Here is a 19,555-nt window from a genome sequence, read left to right on the forward strand (position 1 = left end):
CTGCATATCCTCCCCGAAATCGAACCATGCTTCTAAAACTAGAAGCCAATAAGAACACCGATCCAGGAGCTTACGCTTGAAACTCAAATTTACCGCAACCGCTTCAGCCATGACTTTAGCCGCTGCCGCAATGCTGACCGCATGCACGAGTGTGGCCCCTGCTCCGGCTGGCGATGTCGAGGCCGACACATCCGCTCCTGCCGACGCGCCGACAGAAACCGAAACTGTCGTCGCAGATGCAAAGCCAACGATTACGCCTGAAAATTGGCCGACGGTTGAAACAGCGCCGCTCGATCCGGCGATTGAAGCTCAGATTACTGAGATCATGGCAAAAATGACGCTTGAGCAAAAAGTTGGACAAGTCATTCAAGCGGATAGTGGTTCGGTCACGCCAGAAGAGGTCAAACAATACCGACTCGGCTCTGTTCTTAGCGGCGGTAACTCAGCCCCTGGCCCGCATCCCTATGCGGACGCGCAGTCATGGCTCGAAGCGGCAGATGCCTATTATGAAGCTTCCATCGATCCTGAAGGGGTCGAAATCGCAATTCCAACAATTTGGGGCATTGATGCTGTCCACGGGCACGCCAATCTAAAAGGCGCCGTAGTGTTTCCGCACAATATCGGACTCGGCGCAGCGAATAATCCCGACCTAATTGAGAAGATCTACACGGTCACAGCGAAAGAGCTTCGCGTGTCCGGTCATGACTGGACCTTTGCGCCAACCTTGGCCGTGCCACAGAATGATCGTTGGGGCCGCACCTATGAAGGCTTCTCTGAAAGCCCTGATATTGTCGCCTCTTATGGCGACCGGATTGTTTTTGGTCTGCAAGGTCATTTTGGCGATGATGACTATCTTGGCGCCGAACGCGTCTTGACCAGCGCGAAACATTTTGTCGGCGACGGCGGCACCGCTGACGGGGTCGACCAAGGTGATGCGCAAATCAGTGAGGCAGAGCTTCGCGACATTCACGGCGCTGGATACCAAACCGCAATCGCGGCGAACGCTCAAACTGTTATGGCGAGCTTTTCAGCTTGGAATGGCGAGCGCATGCACGGCCAGAAAGAGTTGCTGACCGACGTCCTCAAAGGCCGAATGAACTTTAATGGGTTCGTTGTCGGCGACTGGAACGGACATGCCCTAATTCCAGGTTGTACGGCCACCGATTGCCCTGAATCATTTAATGCTGGGGTCGATATGTTTATGGCCCCCGATAGCTGGAAGGGCCTTTGGGAATCGACTTACGCCCATGTTCAATCCGGCGAGATCTCGATGGAACGCTTGGATGATGCCGTCCGGCGCATTTTGCGAGTTAAAATCGCTGCGGGTCTATTTGACAACCAGGTCAAACCTAGTGAGCGGCCGCTCGCTGGCGATGAAAGCCTTCTCGGCAGTTCAGCACATCGCGAGATTGCGCGCCAATCGGTTCGCGAGTCGCTGGTTCTGTTGAAAAACAATGACGGTTTGTTGCCGCTTGACCCAAGCCAGACGATCTTGGTGGTTGGCGATGGTGCCGATAATATCTCAAAAGTGGCAGGCGGCTGGACCCTGTCCTGGCAGGGCGGCGGTTATCCGAACGAAGAATTCCCGAATGGCGAGACGATCCTTTCTGGACTCTCTCAAGCCGTTAGCGCTGCGGGCGGCACGCTCTTGTTTGATGCCGACGGCACAGCAAGCGCGGAGGCCGACGTCGTCATCGCGGTCTATGGTGAAGATCCATATGCGGAATTCCAAGGCGATGTTGCGAATATGGATTTCCAGCCCAATGGATTCGATACCGAGCTTTTGAGCACGTATCAGGAAAAGGGCATGAAGACGGTCTCTGTCTTCCTCTCTGGGCGTCCGCTTTGGACCAATCCTGAGATCAATGACTCAGATGCGTTTGTGGCAGCTTGGCTCCCAGGCAGCGAAGGCGGCGGTATTGCGGACATGCTCTTCCAATCCGATCCATCCTTCGATTTCACCGGGCGCTTGTCCTATTCTTGGCCGAAAGATGCCACTCAAGTTGAGCTGAACGTAAACAAAGAGCCTTATGATCCGCTCTTCGCTTTTGGGTACGGATTGTCTTATGGCGACGATGGCAACCTTGAGCGCCTATCTGAAGATTCCGGACTTAAAGAAGGCACGTCGACCAATAAGGGCGTATTCTTCTCGAAGGGCACATTCCCCGCGCCATGGCAAATCAACCGCTACGGGTCTCCGGTCACCGCTCTGCCGTTTGAATCGGCGGGTCTGATCGTAGCCGCCTATGATCGTGCGGCCCAAGAAGACGCTCTCAAGGTCGACTTCAAGACGGGTGAAGAAGACTTCGTCATTGCCTCCGGCTATGGCGTCGACCTCTCTCGCGAAGCCAATGGCGCGATGGAACTGGTTTTCCAAGCCAAAACGATCGCTGGCGCCAACGATTTCGAAGTTGGCATGGGCTGCGAAGGCGACGACTGCGACGCATACCTCCCGGTCACGTTCGAAGAGGATTGGAGCGAAGTTCGCCTCAGCCTTTCTTGCTTCGAGGAGCTCGGCGTGGACATGACGAGTGTTGAAAGTGCGATCATGATTGCGGGTGAGACCGGTCAAACAATTGGCATCTCAGACATCGGTCTGCAGGAAGACGAAGACGCGGCCCAAAACTGCGCGGGTTAATCCATCTGCGTTCACTGATTGGAGAACAGCCCCTATCCGGAACGATGCTGGATAGGGGTTGGCATAGGGCTGATTGCGCGCGCGAGTCAGGACTTCGATTGCTTTGCCAAATAGCGCTTGAGATTAAGAACATAGTCATGGTGCGAGGGCATGCGGGAGACGACCTGCTGAATAGAATTCTGTAAGCCCGCGAACTGTTTATTCATCACATCTTGAGGTGTGCCGTTCGCTTGCCGGTCATATTGGCTTGGCTTGCGCCCCATCCCATTGTGGAGGATCAGCCAGTCGGCATCATCGAAGGGTTCGAGGTCGTAACGGACAAGCCCGCCGCGATGCTCGAATTGCGAGATCTTGCGATCGAGCGCCTCTGACGGCGCGCACGCGACGACCGTCTGCCAATATGGAGATGTTGGCGGGTTTAGTCCTGTGAACAGCGCGCTTTGAAACAGGCCAGCATGCAGGACATCATTGTCGAACCGTCGATTATATTCCTGCCGCTCCATCTGCATATTTGGCGCAACAGGGATCAACTCTATCAGACGCTCAAGATCAGCCTGTAAGAGCATAAGCGGGGCGGGTGTAAGCGGCTCGATGACGTAAGCGGCATGACCGATGCCGACGCAGTTTCCCGTCCACGCTTCGGGCACGCGTCCGATCTCGACGCCGTTCCCGTGATCGGCATCGGAAATATAAAGCCGCACAGATCTGTCTTGAAGATAGGTCGTGGCGGCCCAGCCTGTGTCGGTCGCTTCAAGCAAACGCGCCGAACCTCCAAGGGTTTCGGATGGGGTCGATTCTCTTTCCGCGGATACGGATCGCTCTGCCTCAAATGCCGACGGCAGAGCACTCAAAAGCAGGCGCGAAGGTCCTGAACAATCGAGGAAGAGGCCGCCAGTAATTCTGTCGCCCGAGGAGAGTGTGAGCGCTTCAATCGAGCCATTCGACACAGTCACATCCGCAATCTCGCCAGAAACAACATTAATGTCTGCGGACGGGATTCGACCTGCGAGCAGACCCGCCAGCTCCGCCGGATCAAACTGATAACCATATTCGGCGCGAGAGAGCGGTATTCTCGGATCTTGAGGCGGGTGGGCGAACACACCCGCGCGCGCCGCTGCGGCTGAGACCAGCAAGGTCTGCAAGTCGAGCTTCTGGCGTGTGAGATGGTCCTGAAATGCCACGCCTTTAACGCCCGCAAGCGGTGCATGATGGCACTGCACCCATTCACGGTTTGGCGCTGGCCACGCTCTGAAATGCGTCCCGAATGAATACGAGGTGGCAGACTGCTGGATCAAGCGCGGTTCATCCAATCCGAGTAGGCGGAAAAACTCGTAGCCATTGGGTGCGGTCACGCTGCCATACATGCCATCGTGCTCTGACGTGCCTGCATCCGGTAGCAAGACAAGGCGTCTTGCCCGCCCCAATCGGATTGAAAGATACAAGGCCGCCATGTGGCCGGCCAAACCGCCCCCGCAAACCACGATCGTATCGTCAAAATCTTGGGTCGCTACTGCCAATCTTTCGGTCCCTGTACGCTAAGACGCCATCAACGGCTTTGTTTCAGAGGCCGCGCCATATCGCTCTAGGAAATCGCTCTGCATTGGTGTTGATCCAACTGCGGCCACGGTTGCGGATTTTATTTTGGCGAGTTCGGCATTTGCCGCCTCTATCGGCAATCGATCGACGCGCGGATCATAAGCGCTCGGCACCAAGTTTTGGCCCAGCATGACCGCCACCCAACTCGGCGGCAAGAACACTCCGAACTCGTAGCGGAGCACATATCCGCGCTGCGTCCAGGCATCGATTTTTTCCTGCAGACTGTCGGGCAAGATCATGTTGCGGAAGTAGCGCCACATCTCGCTATCGTCGCGCTGGGTCGCGATGTAATGGAGCAGTAAGAAGTCTCTAACACGCTCGAAATTGAGCGCCATCCGCGCATTATATTCCTCAACATCGAGCGGATGAATTTTCTCATCTGGGAACAGTTCGACCAGCGTTGTGATCCCCTCTTGAATGAGATGGATTGAGGTCGATTCAAGCGGCTCGAGAAAGCCGCCGGATAGTCCAATGCTGACGACATTCTTGTTCCAGAATTTCTTTCGCCGCCCGGTCTTGAAAAAGAGCTGTTTGGGATCCGCGAGCGCGGGTCCCTCAAGCGTGCTCATTAATTGATGAGCGGCTTCATCATCAGAGATATACTCGTTCCAATAGACGTGCCCATTGCCGGTTCGATGCTGCAGCGGAATGCGCCACTGCCACCCAGCCTTTCGAGCCGTGGCGCGGGTGTATGGCAAGAGTGTTCCGATCGCCTCGCTTGGCGCCGCAACAGCGCGATTGCACGGCAACCACTGTGTCCACTCATCATAGCCTGTTTCCAGCGCCTGCTCGATCAACACACCACGAAACCCAGAGCAATCGATAAATAGATCGGCTTGAACCGTCTTTCCCGACTCCAACGTCAGCGTTTCGACATTCCCAGACTCTGGGTCTAGCGCAGTGTGGGTCACCTTGCCTTCGATCCGCGTCACGCCATTCTGTTCACTGAACCGGCGCAGGAATTTGGCATAGAGGCTTGAGTCAAATTGATAGGCATAGCCAAAGTTTGAGCCAATCTTATTGGGATCGGATTTTGGGATCTGGAACCGCCCCGCCTCTGCCGCGAGAATAGGATAGGAATAGTCATCCATACGCGAGACAAGTCCGTGTTTATTGAGGCGCAGCCAGTATTGATGAAAATCGATCCCCTCTAGAGGCAGGCCATAATCACCAAATGGGTGAATGTACCGGTCACCGAGCTGCCCCCAATCACAAAACTCGATCCCCAATTTAAACGTCGCTTCTGTCGCCTTCATAAAGGCGCGTTCGTCGATCCCAAGCGTTTCATTGAAGAACCGGATATGCGGCAAGGTGGCCTCACCAACCCCGATGGTTCCGATTTGGTCGGACTCGATCAAGGTAATATTGACGCCGAGGCCGCCATACTTATGGGACAGCGCGGCGGCCGTCATCCAACCGGCCGTGCCACCGCCTAGAATGCAAACATTCGATAATTTGCTCACATCGACACCCGTTCTTGCGAATGTTGGATTGGTTGGAGGGTCCAACTCAGTTCTATCAGACCCTAAAATGATATCGTTGTCATCACCAAGAGCGCAACTATAGGCACCCAACAGTTCGGCGGCGTCGGTCAGCCAGCTAAGTTTCTCTCTGAATCAGCTCTACTGGCTGGCGAGCCAAGGCACGACGACAAAGTGGGCGATCAAGGTCAGTACAATTGCACCACAGCTGGCCCAGAGCACTTTCTTCTTCAGCATGGGCTGTTTAGGAGCGCCCGCTTCGGTGCCTTCGATCACGTCGCCATCATTCTCGAACTGGCCTTGGACGCCAATCGGAAGCACACAGAAGAAGCTCAGCCACCAGGTGATGATAAAGACAACGATGAAACCAACCGGGTCCATTAATGCTGGCCGTCCTTTGGCGTTTCCATCAACTCGACCAGAACGCCATTCGAGTTCTTAGGGTGGACGAATATGATCATAGTCCCGTGCGCGCCAATCCGTGGCTCGCCGAGCACAGTTGCGCCGCGCGCCTTCATTTCCGAAACAGCGACATTGATATCGTCAACTTCGAAACAGACATGGTGCTGCCCGCCTCTGGGGTTCTTTTGAATGAAATTATGGATCGGGCTGTCTTCATTCAGCGGCTCGATCAGTTCGATCTGACTGTTTGGCAGGTTCACAAAGCAAACTTTGACACCTTGCGCGGGCATATCAAACGGCTCGGTTATATCCGTTGCACCATACAGCGAGCGATAGGTCTCCATCGCTTCTTGGATATCGGGCACAGCCACGCCGACATGATTAAGCGGGCCGATTTTGAAATCTTGTGTCACCAGAATTCTCCTGACTTATACGCGTAGCACACTCACATCGACGATAGGCTTGCGACCGAACGTCCGGTCACAGGCTTTTTTGACGGCGCGAGCGAGGACGCGCTCCACTTCTTCATCGCTTTGGCGTTTGCGGCGCTTCATTTCGCTGATGGCGAGCTCAGCGGCCTCATCCACATCAATCAGGCTTTCATCGGCCGTGCTGCCGTCCGGCTCTGACAGGCCGCGCGCGGCCAAAAGCGGGCCATCGACCACATCGCCGTCTTCATCAATCGCGATTGCAACGCTGACATAGCCCCAATTGGCCAATGCGCGGCGATCGCGAATGCCTTCGCTTTCGGCCGGCACCAAACGGCTGCCATCAAGATACAACCGGCCGTTTGGGACATTGTCGATGATCTGCGCTTTGCCGGGCGCCAATCGGATAAGATCGCCATTGCGCGGGGTGACCGCTTCGCTCACTTGCAAGCTTTTGGCAAAAGCGGCGTGTTCTACGATGTGGCGTCTTTCACCATGCACAGGCACGGAAATCTTAGGTCGCACCCATTGATACATCTGGCGCAACTCGTCGCGCGCGGGATGACCAGAGACATGGATTGGCCCCTCTGTCATCCGATCGGTGATGATCCGCACGCCCTTCTCAGCAAGGGCATTTTGCATGTCATAGATGCCCTTCTCATTGCCGGGAATGACCCGGCTCGAGAAGATCACTGTATCGCCTTCGCCGAGACTGATATGGCGATGATCGTCTCGCGAAATACGCCCCAGCGCGGCGCGTGGTTCACCTTGAGATCCGGTGCAGAGGAAAAGCAGATTGTCATCCGGCAGGCTGCCCGCCTGATCTTCGCTGATCAGATCAGGTAATTCGCCAATCACGCCGGTTGCGATCGCCGCATCGGTGATTTTGTGCATGCTGCGCCCAACCAAGCAGACGCTTCGCCCAGCTTGGCGCGCCGCTTCGATCACACTCGCGACCCGCGCCACATTAGACGCAAATGTCGTCACTGCGATGCGACCGGTGAGGCTGCCGATCAGTTTGATTAGGTTTTCACGGACCGTGCCTTCTGACCCGCTTTCGCCGTCCACGAACACATTGGTACTGTCGCAGACCATAGCGAGCACGCCCTCATCCCCGAGACGCGAGAGCGCATCAATATCGGTTTCGTCACCCAGTTGAGGCTCCGGATCGATCTTCCAATCACCGGTGTGCAGGATCGTCCCAAGCGGCGTCTCCAGGGCGAGCGCGTTGGGCTCAGGGATCGAATGGGTCAGTGTGATATAGCGGACTTTGAAAGGCCCGGCTTCGACTTCAGCCCCGAGCGGTAAGACATTAATGCTGGTATTCTTCTGCCCGCGCTCAATCAACTTGGCCTGCGCCAGGTGCGCCGTAAACGGTGTCGCATAGATTGGCGCTTTGGTTTGCAGGCGCGGCAAGATCAGCCCGATCGCGCCGATATGATCTTCGTGGGCGTGGGTCAGGAAGATCGCATCAATCTGATCACCTTGATCCTCTAGAAAAGCAGGATCTGGCGTGATCAAATCAATGCCGGGCGTATCTTCACCGCCAAAAGTGACACCTACATCAATCAAGATCCAGCGCCGATTATGCGCCGGGCCATAGCCATACGCATTCAGATTCATACCGATTTCCCCGCATCCCCCGAGGGGCAGGAAAACGAGTTCTGCGTCGCTTTTTTTGGTCATATATACCGTCAGTCTTTCTTGTTCCGGCGATAGACCTCGAGCAGGCCGACTTCCATCAAGCGTTGGTCAAAATGGTCGATGGTGTCGCTGGCGCCCTCAAATAGGGACGCGACCCCGCCAGTTGCAATAACTTTTAGCGGTCCGGAATATTCTTCCTTCACGCGGTTTACGAGCCCGTCAATCAAATCGACATAGCCCCAGAAGACGCCGGATTGCATCGCCGAGACCGTGTCCTGCCCAATCACTTGCGGCGGCTTTTGGATGGCGATCCGCGGCAATTGCGCCGCCGCATCGTGTAGCGCGCGCATCGACAAGTTGATCCCGGGCGAAATGATCCCCCCCTCAAAGCCGCCATCTGGGCCAACGACATCAAACGTTGTGGCCGTGCCGCTATCAATCACAAGCTTTGCGCCCTCGTACAGTATGTGGGCGCCAATAGCGGCGACGAGGCGGTCGGCGCCGACTTGTTCTGGGCGGCGGATCCGGATCGGCACGCCAAGTTTTGTTTCGGGTTCACCGACAAAAATTGGTTCTGCATCGAAATAGCGACGCGACAGGTTCCGGAAATTGAACTTTGCCTGCGGCACCACAGACGAAATGATACAGCCAGTTATTTGCGACAGCTCGAGGTCTTCCGTCCGCATCAGCGTTCCGAGCCAAACCGCATAGTCATCTGCCGTACGGGTGGCGTCGGTCGCACTCCGCCAGCTAGAGATCCAATCGGTGCCGCTATGCAGCGCGAACACCGTGTTTGTATTGCCGACATCAATCACTAACAGCATCAGCTTACCCGTTTCACCAGTTCAACATCACCCGCCCTTATGGTGTGCAGCGCGCCATCAGGCAAACGCAGGTTTAAACCTCCATCCGGCGCGAGGCTTTCAAATACGCCTTCGACCCGGTTTTGAACCGGCCCAGCCTGTATGGTCTGACCGAGGCCTTCAGCGTATCGCATCCAGTCTGTCAGTAGGGCTTCAAAGTCTTGTCGCGCTTGCTCTAAGCGCGCGCTCAACGTCTCGCGGAGGTCTTCAAGCACCATTTCAGCCGTCAGCCCAGACGGGGCGCCTTCTTTCGCCAGGGAGCTTGTTTCTTGTCCGGTGCCATCGGGCGCTGTTTGCACATTGATCCCGATACCTAGAGCAATCCAGACTGTATTATTGGTCTCGCCCGACTCGGTGAGAATGCCGCAAAGTTTGTGACCACGGACCCGCACGTCATTTGGCCATTTCAGCTGCGCCTCAAGGCTGGGCACCGCCCGCGCGCAAGCCTCTCTAACCGCCAGCGCTGCCGCAAACGGCACCCGCGCCGCCATGGCGAGGCCGTCTGGCTCTGGAAATAAAATCGTCGAAAACAGATTTCCAACCGGCGAATCCCAGCTACGGCCGAGTCTGCCCTTACCTGCCGATTGCGATCGTGCAGCGATCCAAACCGGGCTTAGCTCGCCGCGACGGGCGCGCCGTTTGGCTTCTTCGCTGGTGCTATCAATATCATCATACCAGTAAACTGGTGCGCGTTCGATCACGAGATCAGGCTCTCAGCCGCCGACGCTGCAAGCTCGCTGAATGGGCTGACAAAGATGAGGAGCGCGATACTGACAAGTGCGGTGACATAGACCGTTGTCGTAACCCAGCCATCAACTGGCTCAAAGTCCGCAGCCTGTTCATCGAACCACATGATTTTGACGATGCGGAGATAGTAATACATCGCGATCACTGAGCTTAGGATCAGAATAATGATCAACGGCATCAAGCCCGCATTCCAACCAGCTTCAAGCACGGCCAGTTTACCCAAGAACCCAAAGGCGAGCGGGAAACCAGACACCGAGACGAGTAGCACAGTCAGCGCCGTCGCAAGACCTGGCTGACGGCGAATAAGGCCGGCGAGCTCATCAGTATTCTCAACCATGCCGCCTTCGCGGCGCATTGAAAGCACACCACCAAACAGACCGAGGGAGGCGATCACATAGGCGGTCATGAAGATCAGCAGCGATCCAGCGCCATACTGAACCCCAGCCGCCACAGCGACGAGCGCATAGCCCATATTGGCGATGGAAGAATAGCCGAGCAGCCGTTTTAAATTCTTCTGCGGCAGCGCGCCAAAGGACCCGATAATCATTGAGGCAGCAGCAATGATACCGACGATGACCTGCCAATTGTCAAACGCCATCGCTTGCGGGAAGGCCGTGAACAGGATGATCGCAAACACAGCCATGCTGGCCATTTTTGGTGCCGTCGCGAAGAACGCGACAACCGGGCTGGGCGAGCCTTCATAAACATCCGGCGTCCAGACGTGCATCGGCGCGGCTGAGACCTTGAAAGCCAGCCCCGTAATCATCAGGACCATGCCGAACATAAAGCCGAGCGACGCGTCTGTGTCGGCGACGGTTTCGTAACTGGTGCTGCCGGTAAAGCCGTAAACCAGCGAAATACCATAAAGCAGGATGCCTGAGGCGAGCGCGCCCAGCACAAAATATTTCAACCCAGCTTCCGCTGAGCGCGGGCTGTCGCGGTGGAATGAGGCAAGCACATAAGATGACAGACTGAGGGTCTCAACGCCAAGATAGAGCGTCATGAAGTCAGACGCAGACAGGATAACGCCCATGCCCAAAGCGGCGAAGATCACCAGCAGCGGATATTCATAGCGCATCGTGTCGTGACGCTTGAGGAAACCCTCTGCCATCAAAAGCGCGATACCGGCGCAGATGAAACTAACGGTTTTCGCAAAATTGGCGTAACTTGAAGTCTCAACCAAGCCTTCAAATGCGCGTCCGCCTTCCCAATAATTTCCAGCAAGCGCGGCAGCGGCGAATAAGACCACGGCACCAAACTTAAAGGACAGGCCATTAAACCGGTCACCCAGAAACGCGCCAACGGTAACGCCTAAAAGGCCCGCCGCAGCAAGAAGAAGCTCAGGGGCGACCGCGTTCAAAATCGATTCAAGATCAAACATGAGCTCTATCCTCCCGCCAATTGAGCGAGGGCGTGAAGCGATGATTCACGCGTAATGTCGAAAATCAGGTTCGGTAAGATCCCAAGCAAGATCGTGCCGAATGCGAGCGGGATCAAACAAATCAACTCTTTGGTGTTCACATCTTCAATCGTCTCGAGATCCGGATTGGTGATTTTTCCAAATACGGTTCGGCGATAAAGCGTGAGCATATGAACGGCCGAGAAAATCACGCCGAGTGCCGCACCTGCTGCCGCCCAAGTATTGGCTTGGAACGCGCCGACCATGGTCAGAATTTCCCCGACAAATCCGCTGGTGCCTGGCAGTCCAACATTTGCCATCGTGAACAACATGAAGAAGGTTGCATAGACCGGCATTCGATGGACGAGACCACCATAGGCTGAAATCTCGCGAGTGTGCATCCGGTCATAGACCACGCCAACAATCAAGAAGAGCGCGCCAGAGATCAGGCCGTGGCTGAGCATTTGGAAGATCGCGCCTTGCACGCCCACTTCGGTGAAGGAGAAGATGCCAAGCGTCACAAAGCCCATATGCGCGACCGAGGAATACGCGATCAGCTTTTTCATATCTGTCTGACGCCACGCCACGAGCGAGGCATAGACAATCGCGATCACGGAAATGGTGAAGACGAATGGCTGGAAGAACACACTCGCATCCGGGAACATTGGTAGATTGAACCGGAGGAACCCGTAGCCGCCCATTTTCAAGAGTACCGCCGCCAGGATGACCGAACCGGCCGTCGGCGCTTGTACGTGCGCGTCGGGCAGCCAGGTATGAACTGGCCACATCGGAAGCTTTACCGCAAACGAGGAGAAGAAAGCGAGCCACAGCCAAATCTGTGCCGACTTGGCAAACTCAAACTGCTCCAGAACCACAATGTCTGACGTGCCCGCGACCAAGTACATATAGACCACTGCGGCCAGCATGAAGAGCGAACCGAGCAGCGTATAGAGGAAGAATTTGAAGCTCGCATAAATGCGATTGATCCCGCCCCACACACCGATGACGATAAACATCGGGATCAGGCCAGCTTCGAAGAAAACATAGAACACAACCAGATCGAGCGCACAGAAGACGCCGATCATGAAAGTCTCGAGCACCAAGAAGGCAACTGTGTACTCAGTCAGCCGGTGCTTGACCGAACCGATACTCGCGATCAACGCAATTGGCGTGAGCAAGGTCGTCAGCAAGATCAGCAAGACCGACATGCCATCGACGCCCATCTTGTATTTGATGTTCGCGAACCAATCGACTTCTTCGACGAGCTGATAGCCTGTACCTTGGGTATCGAAGCTGAAGAACATCACAATCGAGATGATGAACGTCGCGATCGAAAAGCCTAATCCGGCATAAAGCGCGCGGTTATCCTCAGTGCCATCAGACCGGAACGTTGTTCCGGTGAGCATCCGCACCAAGAGGATTAGAATCGCGCCCGCAAGCGGGGTAAACGTTACCGCAGAGAGAATTGGGAAATCCATTAGCCCGCGCCTCCGCTGCGCCAGAACAGTATCGCGCCAAAGATCAAGGCTGCCCCAATGATCACGAACGCATAATGGTAAAGGTATCCGGTGTGCATTGCTGAAAGACGTCGAGATCCCCAACGCACCAAGGCGGCCACGCCGTCTGGCCCAGCGCCGTCGATGACTTTCTTATCGCCAGCTTTGAAGATATCGCCGAGCCAAGCCGATCCGCGGATCAGCGTCGCATTATAGATCTCGTCAAAGTACCACTTATTGGCAAACAGCGCGTGCAATGGTCCGCCGCCATCGGCAATCCGTTTGCCGACGCCGCGATTGAACAGATAGGTGAAGGTCGCGATGAGGAAACCGGTCACCGTCACAAAGAGCGGCGCCCAGAACACCCATTCAGGAACATTATATTTGTCCTTGAGCACCGTGTTCTCTTTCGCGGTGTAAATCGCACCGTCCCAGAAGGCCTTATAGTCATGTCCGACAAAGGCGTCGTAGAAATACCAACCCGCAAACACTGCGCCGATGCTCAACAGCCCGAGCGGGATCAGCATGACCATTGGCGATTCATGTGGATCGCCATGGTGATGATCGTGCCCGTGATCATGGTCAGAAGCGTGGTCGTCTGCGTGTTCGTCATCGTGCGCCTGCGCATCGTCATGGTGCACCTCGGCGCGGGGGCCGTGGAAGGTCATGTAGATTAGGCGCCATGAATAGAAGCTGGTGAGCAAGGCGGCGACAATCCCGAACCAGAAGGCCAGTTGGCCGAACGGCACGCCGTTCATCCCGGCCGCGAACGCCGTTTCGATGATCGCATCTTTTGAGAAGAAGCCAGAAAGTCCCCAAACGTGCGGGATACCCAGGCCGATAATTGCAATCGTTCCAATCATCATCGCGCCATAGGTCAACGGCATATATTTCGCGAAGCCGCCCATATTTCGCATGTGTTGCTCATGATGGGCGCCGTGGATCACTGAGCCCGCGCCGAGGAAGAGAAGCGCTTTAAAGAAAGCGTGGGTGAACAAATGGAACATCGCCGCTTCGTATGCGCCAATTCCGGCAGCGAAGAACATATAGCCCAGCTGCGAACAGGTTGAGTAAGCAATGACCCGCTTGATGTCGTTCTGCGCCATGCCGACGGTGGCCGCATAAAGCGCTGTTACGGCACCGGTCAGCGCAATGATTGACGCGGCAAAAGGCGCATATTCGTAAATCGGCGAGACGAGACATACGAGGTAGACGCCTGCCGTCACCATAGTCGCAGCGTGGATCAACGCGGAGACAGGAGTTGGGCCTTCCATCGCATCTGGTAGCCAGACATGGAGGAAGAATTGCGCTGATTTCCCCATCGCGCCGATGAAGAGCAGGATGCCGATCAATTCGAGCGCCGGCACATTCCAGTTCAAGAATGGGATCACCAAGTCGCGGACATTGCCGGCCTCGGCAAAGGCGAGCGGCACCACTTCAGCGTTCTCTTTGATGGCGGTGAGAACCGGTTCGAACTCAACCGATCCAAACACCAGGAAGATCGCCATGATCCCAAGCGCGAGACCAAAATCGCCAACGCGGTTAGTGACGAACGCTTTGATCGCCGCATCGTTCGGGGCTTTATTCTGATACCAGAAGCCGATCAAAAGATACGAGGCGAGGCCGACGCCCTCCCAGCCGAAGAAGAGCTGGATGAAATTGTCGGCGGTCACCAGCATCAACATCGCGAAGGTAAACAGGGACAAGTAAGAGAAGAAGCGCGCCCGGTGCGGATCTTCTTCCATATAGCCCCAGCTATACAGGTGTACGAGGCCGGAAACGCTGGTGATGACCGCCATCATAACGATGGACATGGCATCCACACGGATCGCCCAATCGGCTTTGAAACCGCCGACATCCATCCATGTCATCAGCTTAATCACGTGCTGGCCGACATAGCTCGCTGCGCCGCCAGTATCGGCTGCAAGCGCGGCATGTTCGACATGACCATGTCCGCCCGCGCCAGAGGCATAGACGAAGAGTTGATAGAGCGACAAGATCCCGGCGAGGCCGACGGTGCCGGTCGTAATGACCATTGCGCCGCGATCGCCAATAAAGCGCATCAATAGACCTGCGACCAAAGCCGCGAGGCCCGGCCCAAGAACGATAAACTCGATGAATGTATCAGGTAACATCTGTGCCCCTTACCCTTTCATCAGGTCGACGCTTTCGACCGCAATGTCTCCGCGATTGCGGAAGTAAACGACAAGGATGGCAAGCCCGACAGCCGCCTCAGCGGCTGCAACGGTGAGCACCAACATAGCGAAAATCTGGCCTGAAATCGTGCCCGAATAGACGGCGAAAGCGACCAGATTGATGTTCACCGACAGTAAGATCAATTCGATCGCCATCAGAATGACGATAATGTTCTTGCGGTTCACAAAAATGCCAACCACGCCGATCGTGAATAGGATCGCCGAAATGGTCAGGAAGTGATTGATCGTCAGGTCCATGTTTAGATCCCCCGGCCTGGTTCAACCGCGACTTTTTCAATCGCATCTTCGCGGCGGCGCGACGTCTGCTTCGCAATGTTCTGGCGCTTGACGCCCGGACGCTCACGAAGCGTCAGAACAATCGCGCCAATCATCGCAACGAGCAGGATAAGCCCGGCGAGTTGGAACAGCAGGAAGTAATCGGTGTACATGACTTGCCCGATCGCCTCGGCATTTGTGTCCGCGCCAGGTGCGGCGTCAAATGTCGCGGTATTGCCGCCTTCACGCGCAAAGTTCGCGAGCGCAATTTCAGCGATAAAGGCGAGCCCGATCAGCGTCGCAAAGGGCCAGTATCGCAACGTCCCTTGTTTGAGTTCGACAAAGTCGACATCGAGCATCATCACAACAAACAAGAAGAGCACGGCAACCGCGCCGACATAGACCACCACCAACAGCATGGCGATAAATTCAGCCCCGATCAGGACGAACAATCCCGCCGCTGTGAAGAAGGTCAAAATCAGCCAAAGCACCGAGTGCACGGGGTTCTTGGCCATAATCACAGCCAGAGCCGACACGGTCACAATGGCCGCGAAAATATAGAAGGCGATCAGTTCCACGAGCTAAGCCCCAGTTCCCTTCCGGCGGTTACCCGCCCCTCATTAATGGGCGCTACCGGTACGGCGCGTCCAGTTCCAAATTCTTTGCAATGAGCCGCTCCCAACGATCCCCGTTCGCTAGAAGTTTCTCTTTGTCATAATAAAGTTCTTCGCGCGTCTCGGTGGCGAATTCGAAATTCGGCCCCTCGACGATTGCATCCACTGGGCAAGCCTCCTGGCAGAAGCCGCAATAGATGCATTTGACCATGTCGATGTCATAACGCGTTGTGCGGCGCGACCCGTCTTCACGAGGTTCCGCTTCAATCGTAATCGCTTGCGCCGGGCAAATCGCTTCGCAAAGCTTACAAGCGATGCAACGCTCTTCGCCATTTGGATACCGGCGCAGAGCATGCTCGCCGCGAAAGCGCGGACTGACTGGGTTTTTCTCAAACGGATAATTCACCGTCGCTTTGCGGCGGAACATTTCCCGTAAACCCAAGCCGAAGGCTGACATGAAATCCGTCAGCAAGGCGCCGCGAATGGTTTGCACGAGGCTCATTTATAGCGCTCCCAGGAAAGCTGACGTGACGGCGACATGCCCAACCAGATACCAGGCGGGGTAAATCACTTTCACGACAGGTGCTAAGACAAAAATGCTGGAAAAGATCATGCTTGAACTCCAGCGTAGACAACATATCCGCCAACAATAACGACCGCTGCGAGTGCGGTCGGCAGGAAGATCTTCCACCCCAAGCGCATCAGCTGGTCATAGCGATAGCGCGGGACAACCGCTTTCACGAGCGCGAACAGAAAGAAGAAGAAGACCAGTTTGGCCATAAACCAGGCCAAGTGGCCAAGATTGACGATCCAAGCTGGGAACATGTTCACAAAATCGGCGCCGAGCGGAACCGGTCCATGCCAGCCGCCCAAGAAGAGCAGCGCCATCATCGCGCACATCAGAACGATGTTCAGATACTCTCCAAACATGAACAGCAAATACGGCGTTGAGGAATATTCAACTTGATAGCCTGCGACCAATTCAGATTCTGCTTCTGGCAGATCGAATGGTGGCCGGTTGGTCTCGGCCAAAGCCGATACGAAGAACATCACAAACGCCACAACCATCACCGGCAAGACCAGCACATGTTCGAGCGTCAAAAGGTGCCAGGTGAACAGACCACCATCTTGCGCGTCGACAATCTCTGTGAGGTTCATAGAGCCCGCCAGCAAGATCACGGTAATGATGATCAGGCCGATAGAAACTTCATAGGAGACCATTTGCGCGGCGCTGCGCAGGGATCCCAAGAATGGATATTTCGAGTTCGACGCCCAGCCGCCCATAATGATGCCGTAAACACCGAGCGATGAGATCGCGAACAGGTACAAAATCCCGACATTGATGTCTGAGATCACCCAGCCCGGAGCGACGGGGATCGCGGCCCACGCAGCGAAGGCGAGGGTTAGTGTCAGGATCGGGGCGAGCAAGAAGACTGTTTTGTTCGCACCTGCAGGGATGATGATCTCTTTGAGAAGAAATTTTCCGAAATCCGCAAAGCTCTGCATCAGACCGAACGGACCGACAACGTTCGGGCCTTTGCGCATCATCACCGCCGCCCAGACCTTCCGGTCGAGCAGAAGCAAGAACGCAATCGAAAGCGACAAGACCAGCGTGAACAAGCCGATTTGACCGAGCACCAAAAGCCAGCCTGTCAGCGCACCATATTGTTCGATCAAACCACTCATCGCGCCGCCCTACTCCGCTGCCACTGGGGTTTCAAGACCCTGTTTCTGTAGAGAACACTCGGCCATCGTCTTTGACGCGCGGGCGATGGGGTTGGTCATATAGAAATCACCAATAGCCGCCGCGAATGGCGCGTTGCTGACTGAACTGCCGCCTGACGAGATTTTTTCTTTCAACGCATCAGCGCCTTCATGCCCAGGCGCGTATCCAAGACCCGAAAAGACCGGGTTGGCTTCGCGGAGTGCGGCTCTCAATTCGTCGGCCGAATCGTAGGGCAGTTTCTTACCAACCACATCGGAGAGCGCTCTCAAGATGGCCCAGCCTTCTCGCGCTTCGCCTTTCGGCTGCACCGCGCGACGCGTCATCTGCACGCGTCCCTCGGTGTTTACATAGGTCGCTGCCATTTCGGTGTATGCGGCTGCCGGCAGGACGATGTCCGCCTTACTCGCGCCTGCGTCGCCGTGGCTGCCAATATAGATGATCTTAGCGTTGCCAGTATTGGTGAGGTCGACCTCATCTGCGCCAAGCAGGACGATCGTGTCCATGCCGCCGCCCAGGATCGCCGCAGTGTCCGCACCGCCCTCACCCGGGATGAAGCCGGTATCGATCGCGCCAACGCGGCCAGCCGCCGTGTGCAGCACACCAAAGCCCGCCCAGTCTTCTTTGATCGCATCGATCGCGTGCGCCGCATCATTTGCCGCCGCGAGGATGGCCTCGCCGTCTTCACGGATCAGAGCGTTTTCACCGACCACGATCATTGGCTTTTTGAACCCAGCTTGTTTGGCAATCTCTGCGATCGCAGACGGGTCTGTCCCGAGATGGGTATAATCATAAGTCAGGTCTGCCGCTTCGCCGACGACGAAGACTTTCAGCTCATTCCACAGCCAGGCTTTTCGGATCCGGGCATTCCAAACCGCAGCATCAACCCGCGGATTTGTGCCGATCAAGAAGAGCGCATCAACCTCCTCGACCGCTGCGAGCGTCGCGTTGAGGAGATAGTGCTCTCGCACGCCAGAAGCGCCATATGAAGCGCCCGCAGGACGACAGTCCGTGTTTTGAACACCCAGCGCGCGGGCGAGATCCAAAGCGGCTTTTGCTTGCTCAACTTCGATCAAGTCACCGGCGACGAAACCGATTTTTTCTGGCGCGACAGACAGCGCTTCCTTCGCGGCGTCAAAGGCTTGCCCCCAGTTCACCGGTGTGAGCTTGCCGTTTTGGCGAACATAAGGCTTATCCAAGCGCTGGCGGGCCAGGCCGTCCCAAATGAAGCGAGACTTGTCTGACAGCCACTCTTCATTCACCGCTTCATTGATGACCGGCATGATGCGCATCACCGCATCGCCTTTTGCATCGACGCGAATATTGGCGCCCATCGCATCCATCACGTCCACACTTTCAGTCTTCCGAAGCTCCCAAGGCCGCGCATTATAGGCGTACGGCTTCGAAGTCAGCGCGCCGACCGGGCACAGGTCAATGACATTGCCGGATAGTTCAGAGGTCAGGCTCTCTTCCAAATAGGTCGTGATTTCAGCGCTTTCCCCGCGTGAGATCATACCGATCTCTTCGACGCCTGCGACTTCTGCGGCGAAGCGCACACAGCGCGTGCATTGGATACAGCGGGTCATGATCGTCTTGACCAGCGGCCCCATATTCTTGTCCTCGACCGCGCGTTTGTTCAGCTCATAGCGGCTATCGGCGCGGCCATAAGCGACGGCTTGGTCCTGTAGATCACATTCGCCGCCTTGGTCACAAATCGGGCAATCCAGCGGGTGGTTGATCAGCAAGAATTCCATCACCCCATTGCGGGCTTTTTCGACATAATCGCCTTTGGTCGAGATATTTGGCGGAGTCCCATCCGGGTTCATCCGCATATCGCCCACTGTCTGTGCACAAGACGCAATCGGCTTCGGTGCGCCATGCCACTGAACCAGACACATCCGGCAATTGCCCGCCACAGACAGACGCTCATGATAACAGAAGCGCGGGATCTCAGCGCCGGCTTCTTCGCACGCCTGCATGAGCGTATAAGAGCGCGGCACTTCGACTTCTTCACCGTCAATATTCAGTTTGAAAAGATCGTCAGACATATCTC

Annotated in this window: 16 protein-coding genes; 1 reads left to right on the plus strand and 15 read right to left on the minus strand. The window is 55.8% G+C overall.

Annotation, left to right across the window (positions count from 1 at the left end; translation table 11 throughout):
• The first annotated feature begins 76 nt into the window (after positions 1 to 76).
• Positions 77 to 2,638, plus strand: a complete 2,562-nt coding sequence (locus MY069_RS01525; RefSeq protein WP_482795313.1) for a glycoside hydrolase family 3 protein — start codon at positions 77 to 79, stop codon at positions 2,636 to 2,638.
• Positions 2,639 to 2,724: 86 nt separating this feature from the next.
• Here MY069_RS01525 and MY069_RS01530 read toward each other — a convergent pair whose 3' ends face one another.
• The 15 genes from MY069_RS01530 to nuoG all read right to left on the minus strand — a co-directional run bounded on the left by MY069_RS01530 (position 2,725) and on the right by nuoG (position 19,550).
• Positions 2,725 to 4,155, minus strand: a complete 1,431-nt coding sequence (locus MY069_RS01530) for a tryptophan 7-halogenase (RefSeq protein ID WP_482795314.1) — start codon at positions 4,153 to 4,155, stop codon at positions 2,725 to 2,727.
• 18 nt (positions 4,156 to 4,173) lie between these two features.
• Complete coding sequence (locus MY069_RS01535) at positions 4,174 to 5,697, minus strand: tryptophan halogenase family protein (RefSeq protein WP_482795315.1); 1,524 nt, start codon at positions 5,695 to 5,697, stop codon at positions 4,174 to 4,176.
• A 159-nt stretch (positions 5,698 to 5,856) separates the two neighbouring features.
• Positions 5,857 to 6,096, minus strand: coding sequence for a DUF1467 family protein (locus MY069_RS01540; RefSeq protein WP_482795316.1), 240 nt, complete (start codon positions 6,094 to 6,096; stop codon positions 5,857 to 5,859).
• Entirely contained in the window at positions 6,096 to 6,530 is a 435-nt protein-coding gene (mce, locus tag MY069_RS01545) for a methylmalonyl-CoA epimerase (RefSeq protein ID WP_482795317.1), read from the minus strand. Before mce ends, MY069_RS01540 begins: the two co-directional genes overlap by 1 nt.
• A gap of 15 nt (positions 6,531 to 6,545) precedes the next feature.
• A complete protein-coding gene (locus MY069_RS01550; protein WP_482795318.1) occupies positions 6,546 to 8,231 on the minus strand; it encodes a ribonuclease J in 1,686 nt (561 codons plus the stop codon).
• A gap of 8 nt (positions 8,232 to 8,239) precedes the next feature.
• Positions 8,240 to 9,013, minus strand: a complete 774-nt coding sequence (locus MY069_RS01555) for a type III pantothenate kinase (RefSeq protein ID WP_482795319.1) — start codon at positions 9,011 to 9,013, stop codon at positions 8,240 to 8,242.
• Entirely contained in the window at positions 9,013 to 9,753 is a 741-nt protein-coding gene (locus MY069_RS01560; RefSeq protein ID WP_482795320.1) for a biotin--[acetyl-CoA-carboxylase] ligase, read from the minus strand. Before MY069_RS01560 ends, MY069_RS01555 begins: the two co-directional genes overlap by 1 nt.
• On the minus strand, positions 9,750 to 11,180 hold the full coding sequence (gene nuoN / locus MY069_RS01565) for an NADH-quinone oxidoreductase subunit NuoN (protein WP_482795321.1): 1,431 nt from the start codon (positions 11,178 to 11,180) through the stop codon (positions 9,750 to 9,752). Before nuoN ends, MY069_RS01560 begins: the two co-directional genes overlap by 4 nt.
• Before the next feature lie 5 nt (positions 11,181 to 11,185).
• Complete coding sequence (locus MY069_RS01570; RefSeq protein WP_482795322.1) at positions 11,186 to 12,676, minus strand: NADH-quinone oxidoreductase subunit M; 1,491 nt, start codon at positions 12,674 to 12,676, stop codon at positions 11,186 to 11,188.
• Complete coding sequence (nuoL, locus tag MY069_RS01575; protein WP_482795323.1) at positions 12,676 to 14,829, minus strand: NADH-quinone oxidoreductase subunit L; 2,154 nt, start codon at positions 14,827 to 14,829, stop codon at positions 12,676 to 12,678. Before nuoL ends, MY069_RS01570 begins: the two co-directional genes overlap by 1 nt.
• A 9-nt stretch (positions 14,830 to 14,838) precedes the next feature.
• Complete coding sequence (gene nuoK, locus MY069_RS01580; protein WP_482795324.1) at positions 14,839 to 15,147, minus strand: NADH-quinone oxidoreductase subunit NuoK; 309 nt, start codon at positions 15,145 to 15,147, stop codon at positions 14,839 to 14,841.
• 2 nt (positions 15,148 to 15,149) lie between these two features.
• Positions 15,150 to 15,743, minus strand: coding sequence for an NADH-quinone oxidoreductase subunit J (locus MY069_RS01585; RefSeq protein WP_482795325.1), 594 nt, complete (start codon positions 15,741 to 15,743; stop codon positions 15,150 to 15,152).
• A gap of 52 nt (positions 15,744 to 15,795) precedes the next feature.
• Positions 15,796 to 16,281, minus strand: coding sequence for an NADH-quinone oxidoreductase subunit NuoI (nuoI, locus tag MY069_RS01590; RefSeq protein ID WP_482795326.1), 486 nt, complete (start codon positions 16,279 to 16,281; stop codon positions 15,796 to 15,798).
• Between the two features lie 107 nt (positions 16,282 to 16,388).
• The gene (gene nuoH / locus MY069_RS01595) at positions 16,389 to 17,465 is read right to left on the minus strand and encodes an NADH-quinone oxidoreductase subunit NuoH (RefSeq protein WP_482795327.1); all 1,077 of its coding nucleotides are present in this window, start codon (positions 17,463 to 17,465) and stop codon (positions 16,389 to 16,391) included.
• A gap of 9 nt (positions 17,466 to 17,474) precedes the next feature.
• Positions 17,475 to 19,550, minus strand: coding sequence for an NADH-quinone oxidoreductase subunit NuoG (nuoG, locus tag MY069_RS01600; RefSeq protein WP_482795328.1), 2,076 nt, complete (start codon positions 19,548 to 19,550; stop codon positions 17,475 to 17,477).
• Positions 19,551 to 19,555: the final 5 nt, after the last annotated feature.

The organism is Hyphomonas sp. ske169, assembly GCF_056850855.1.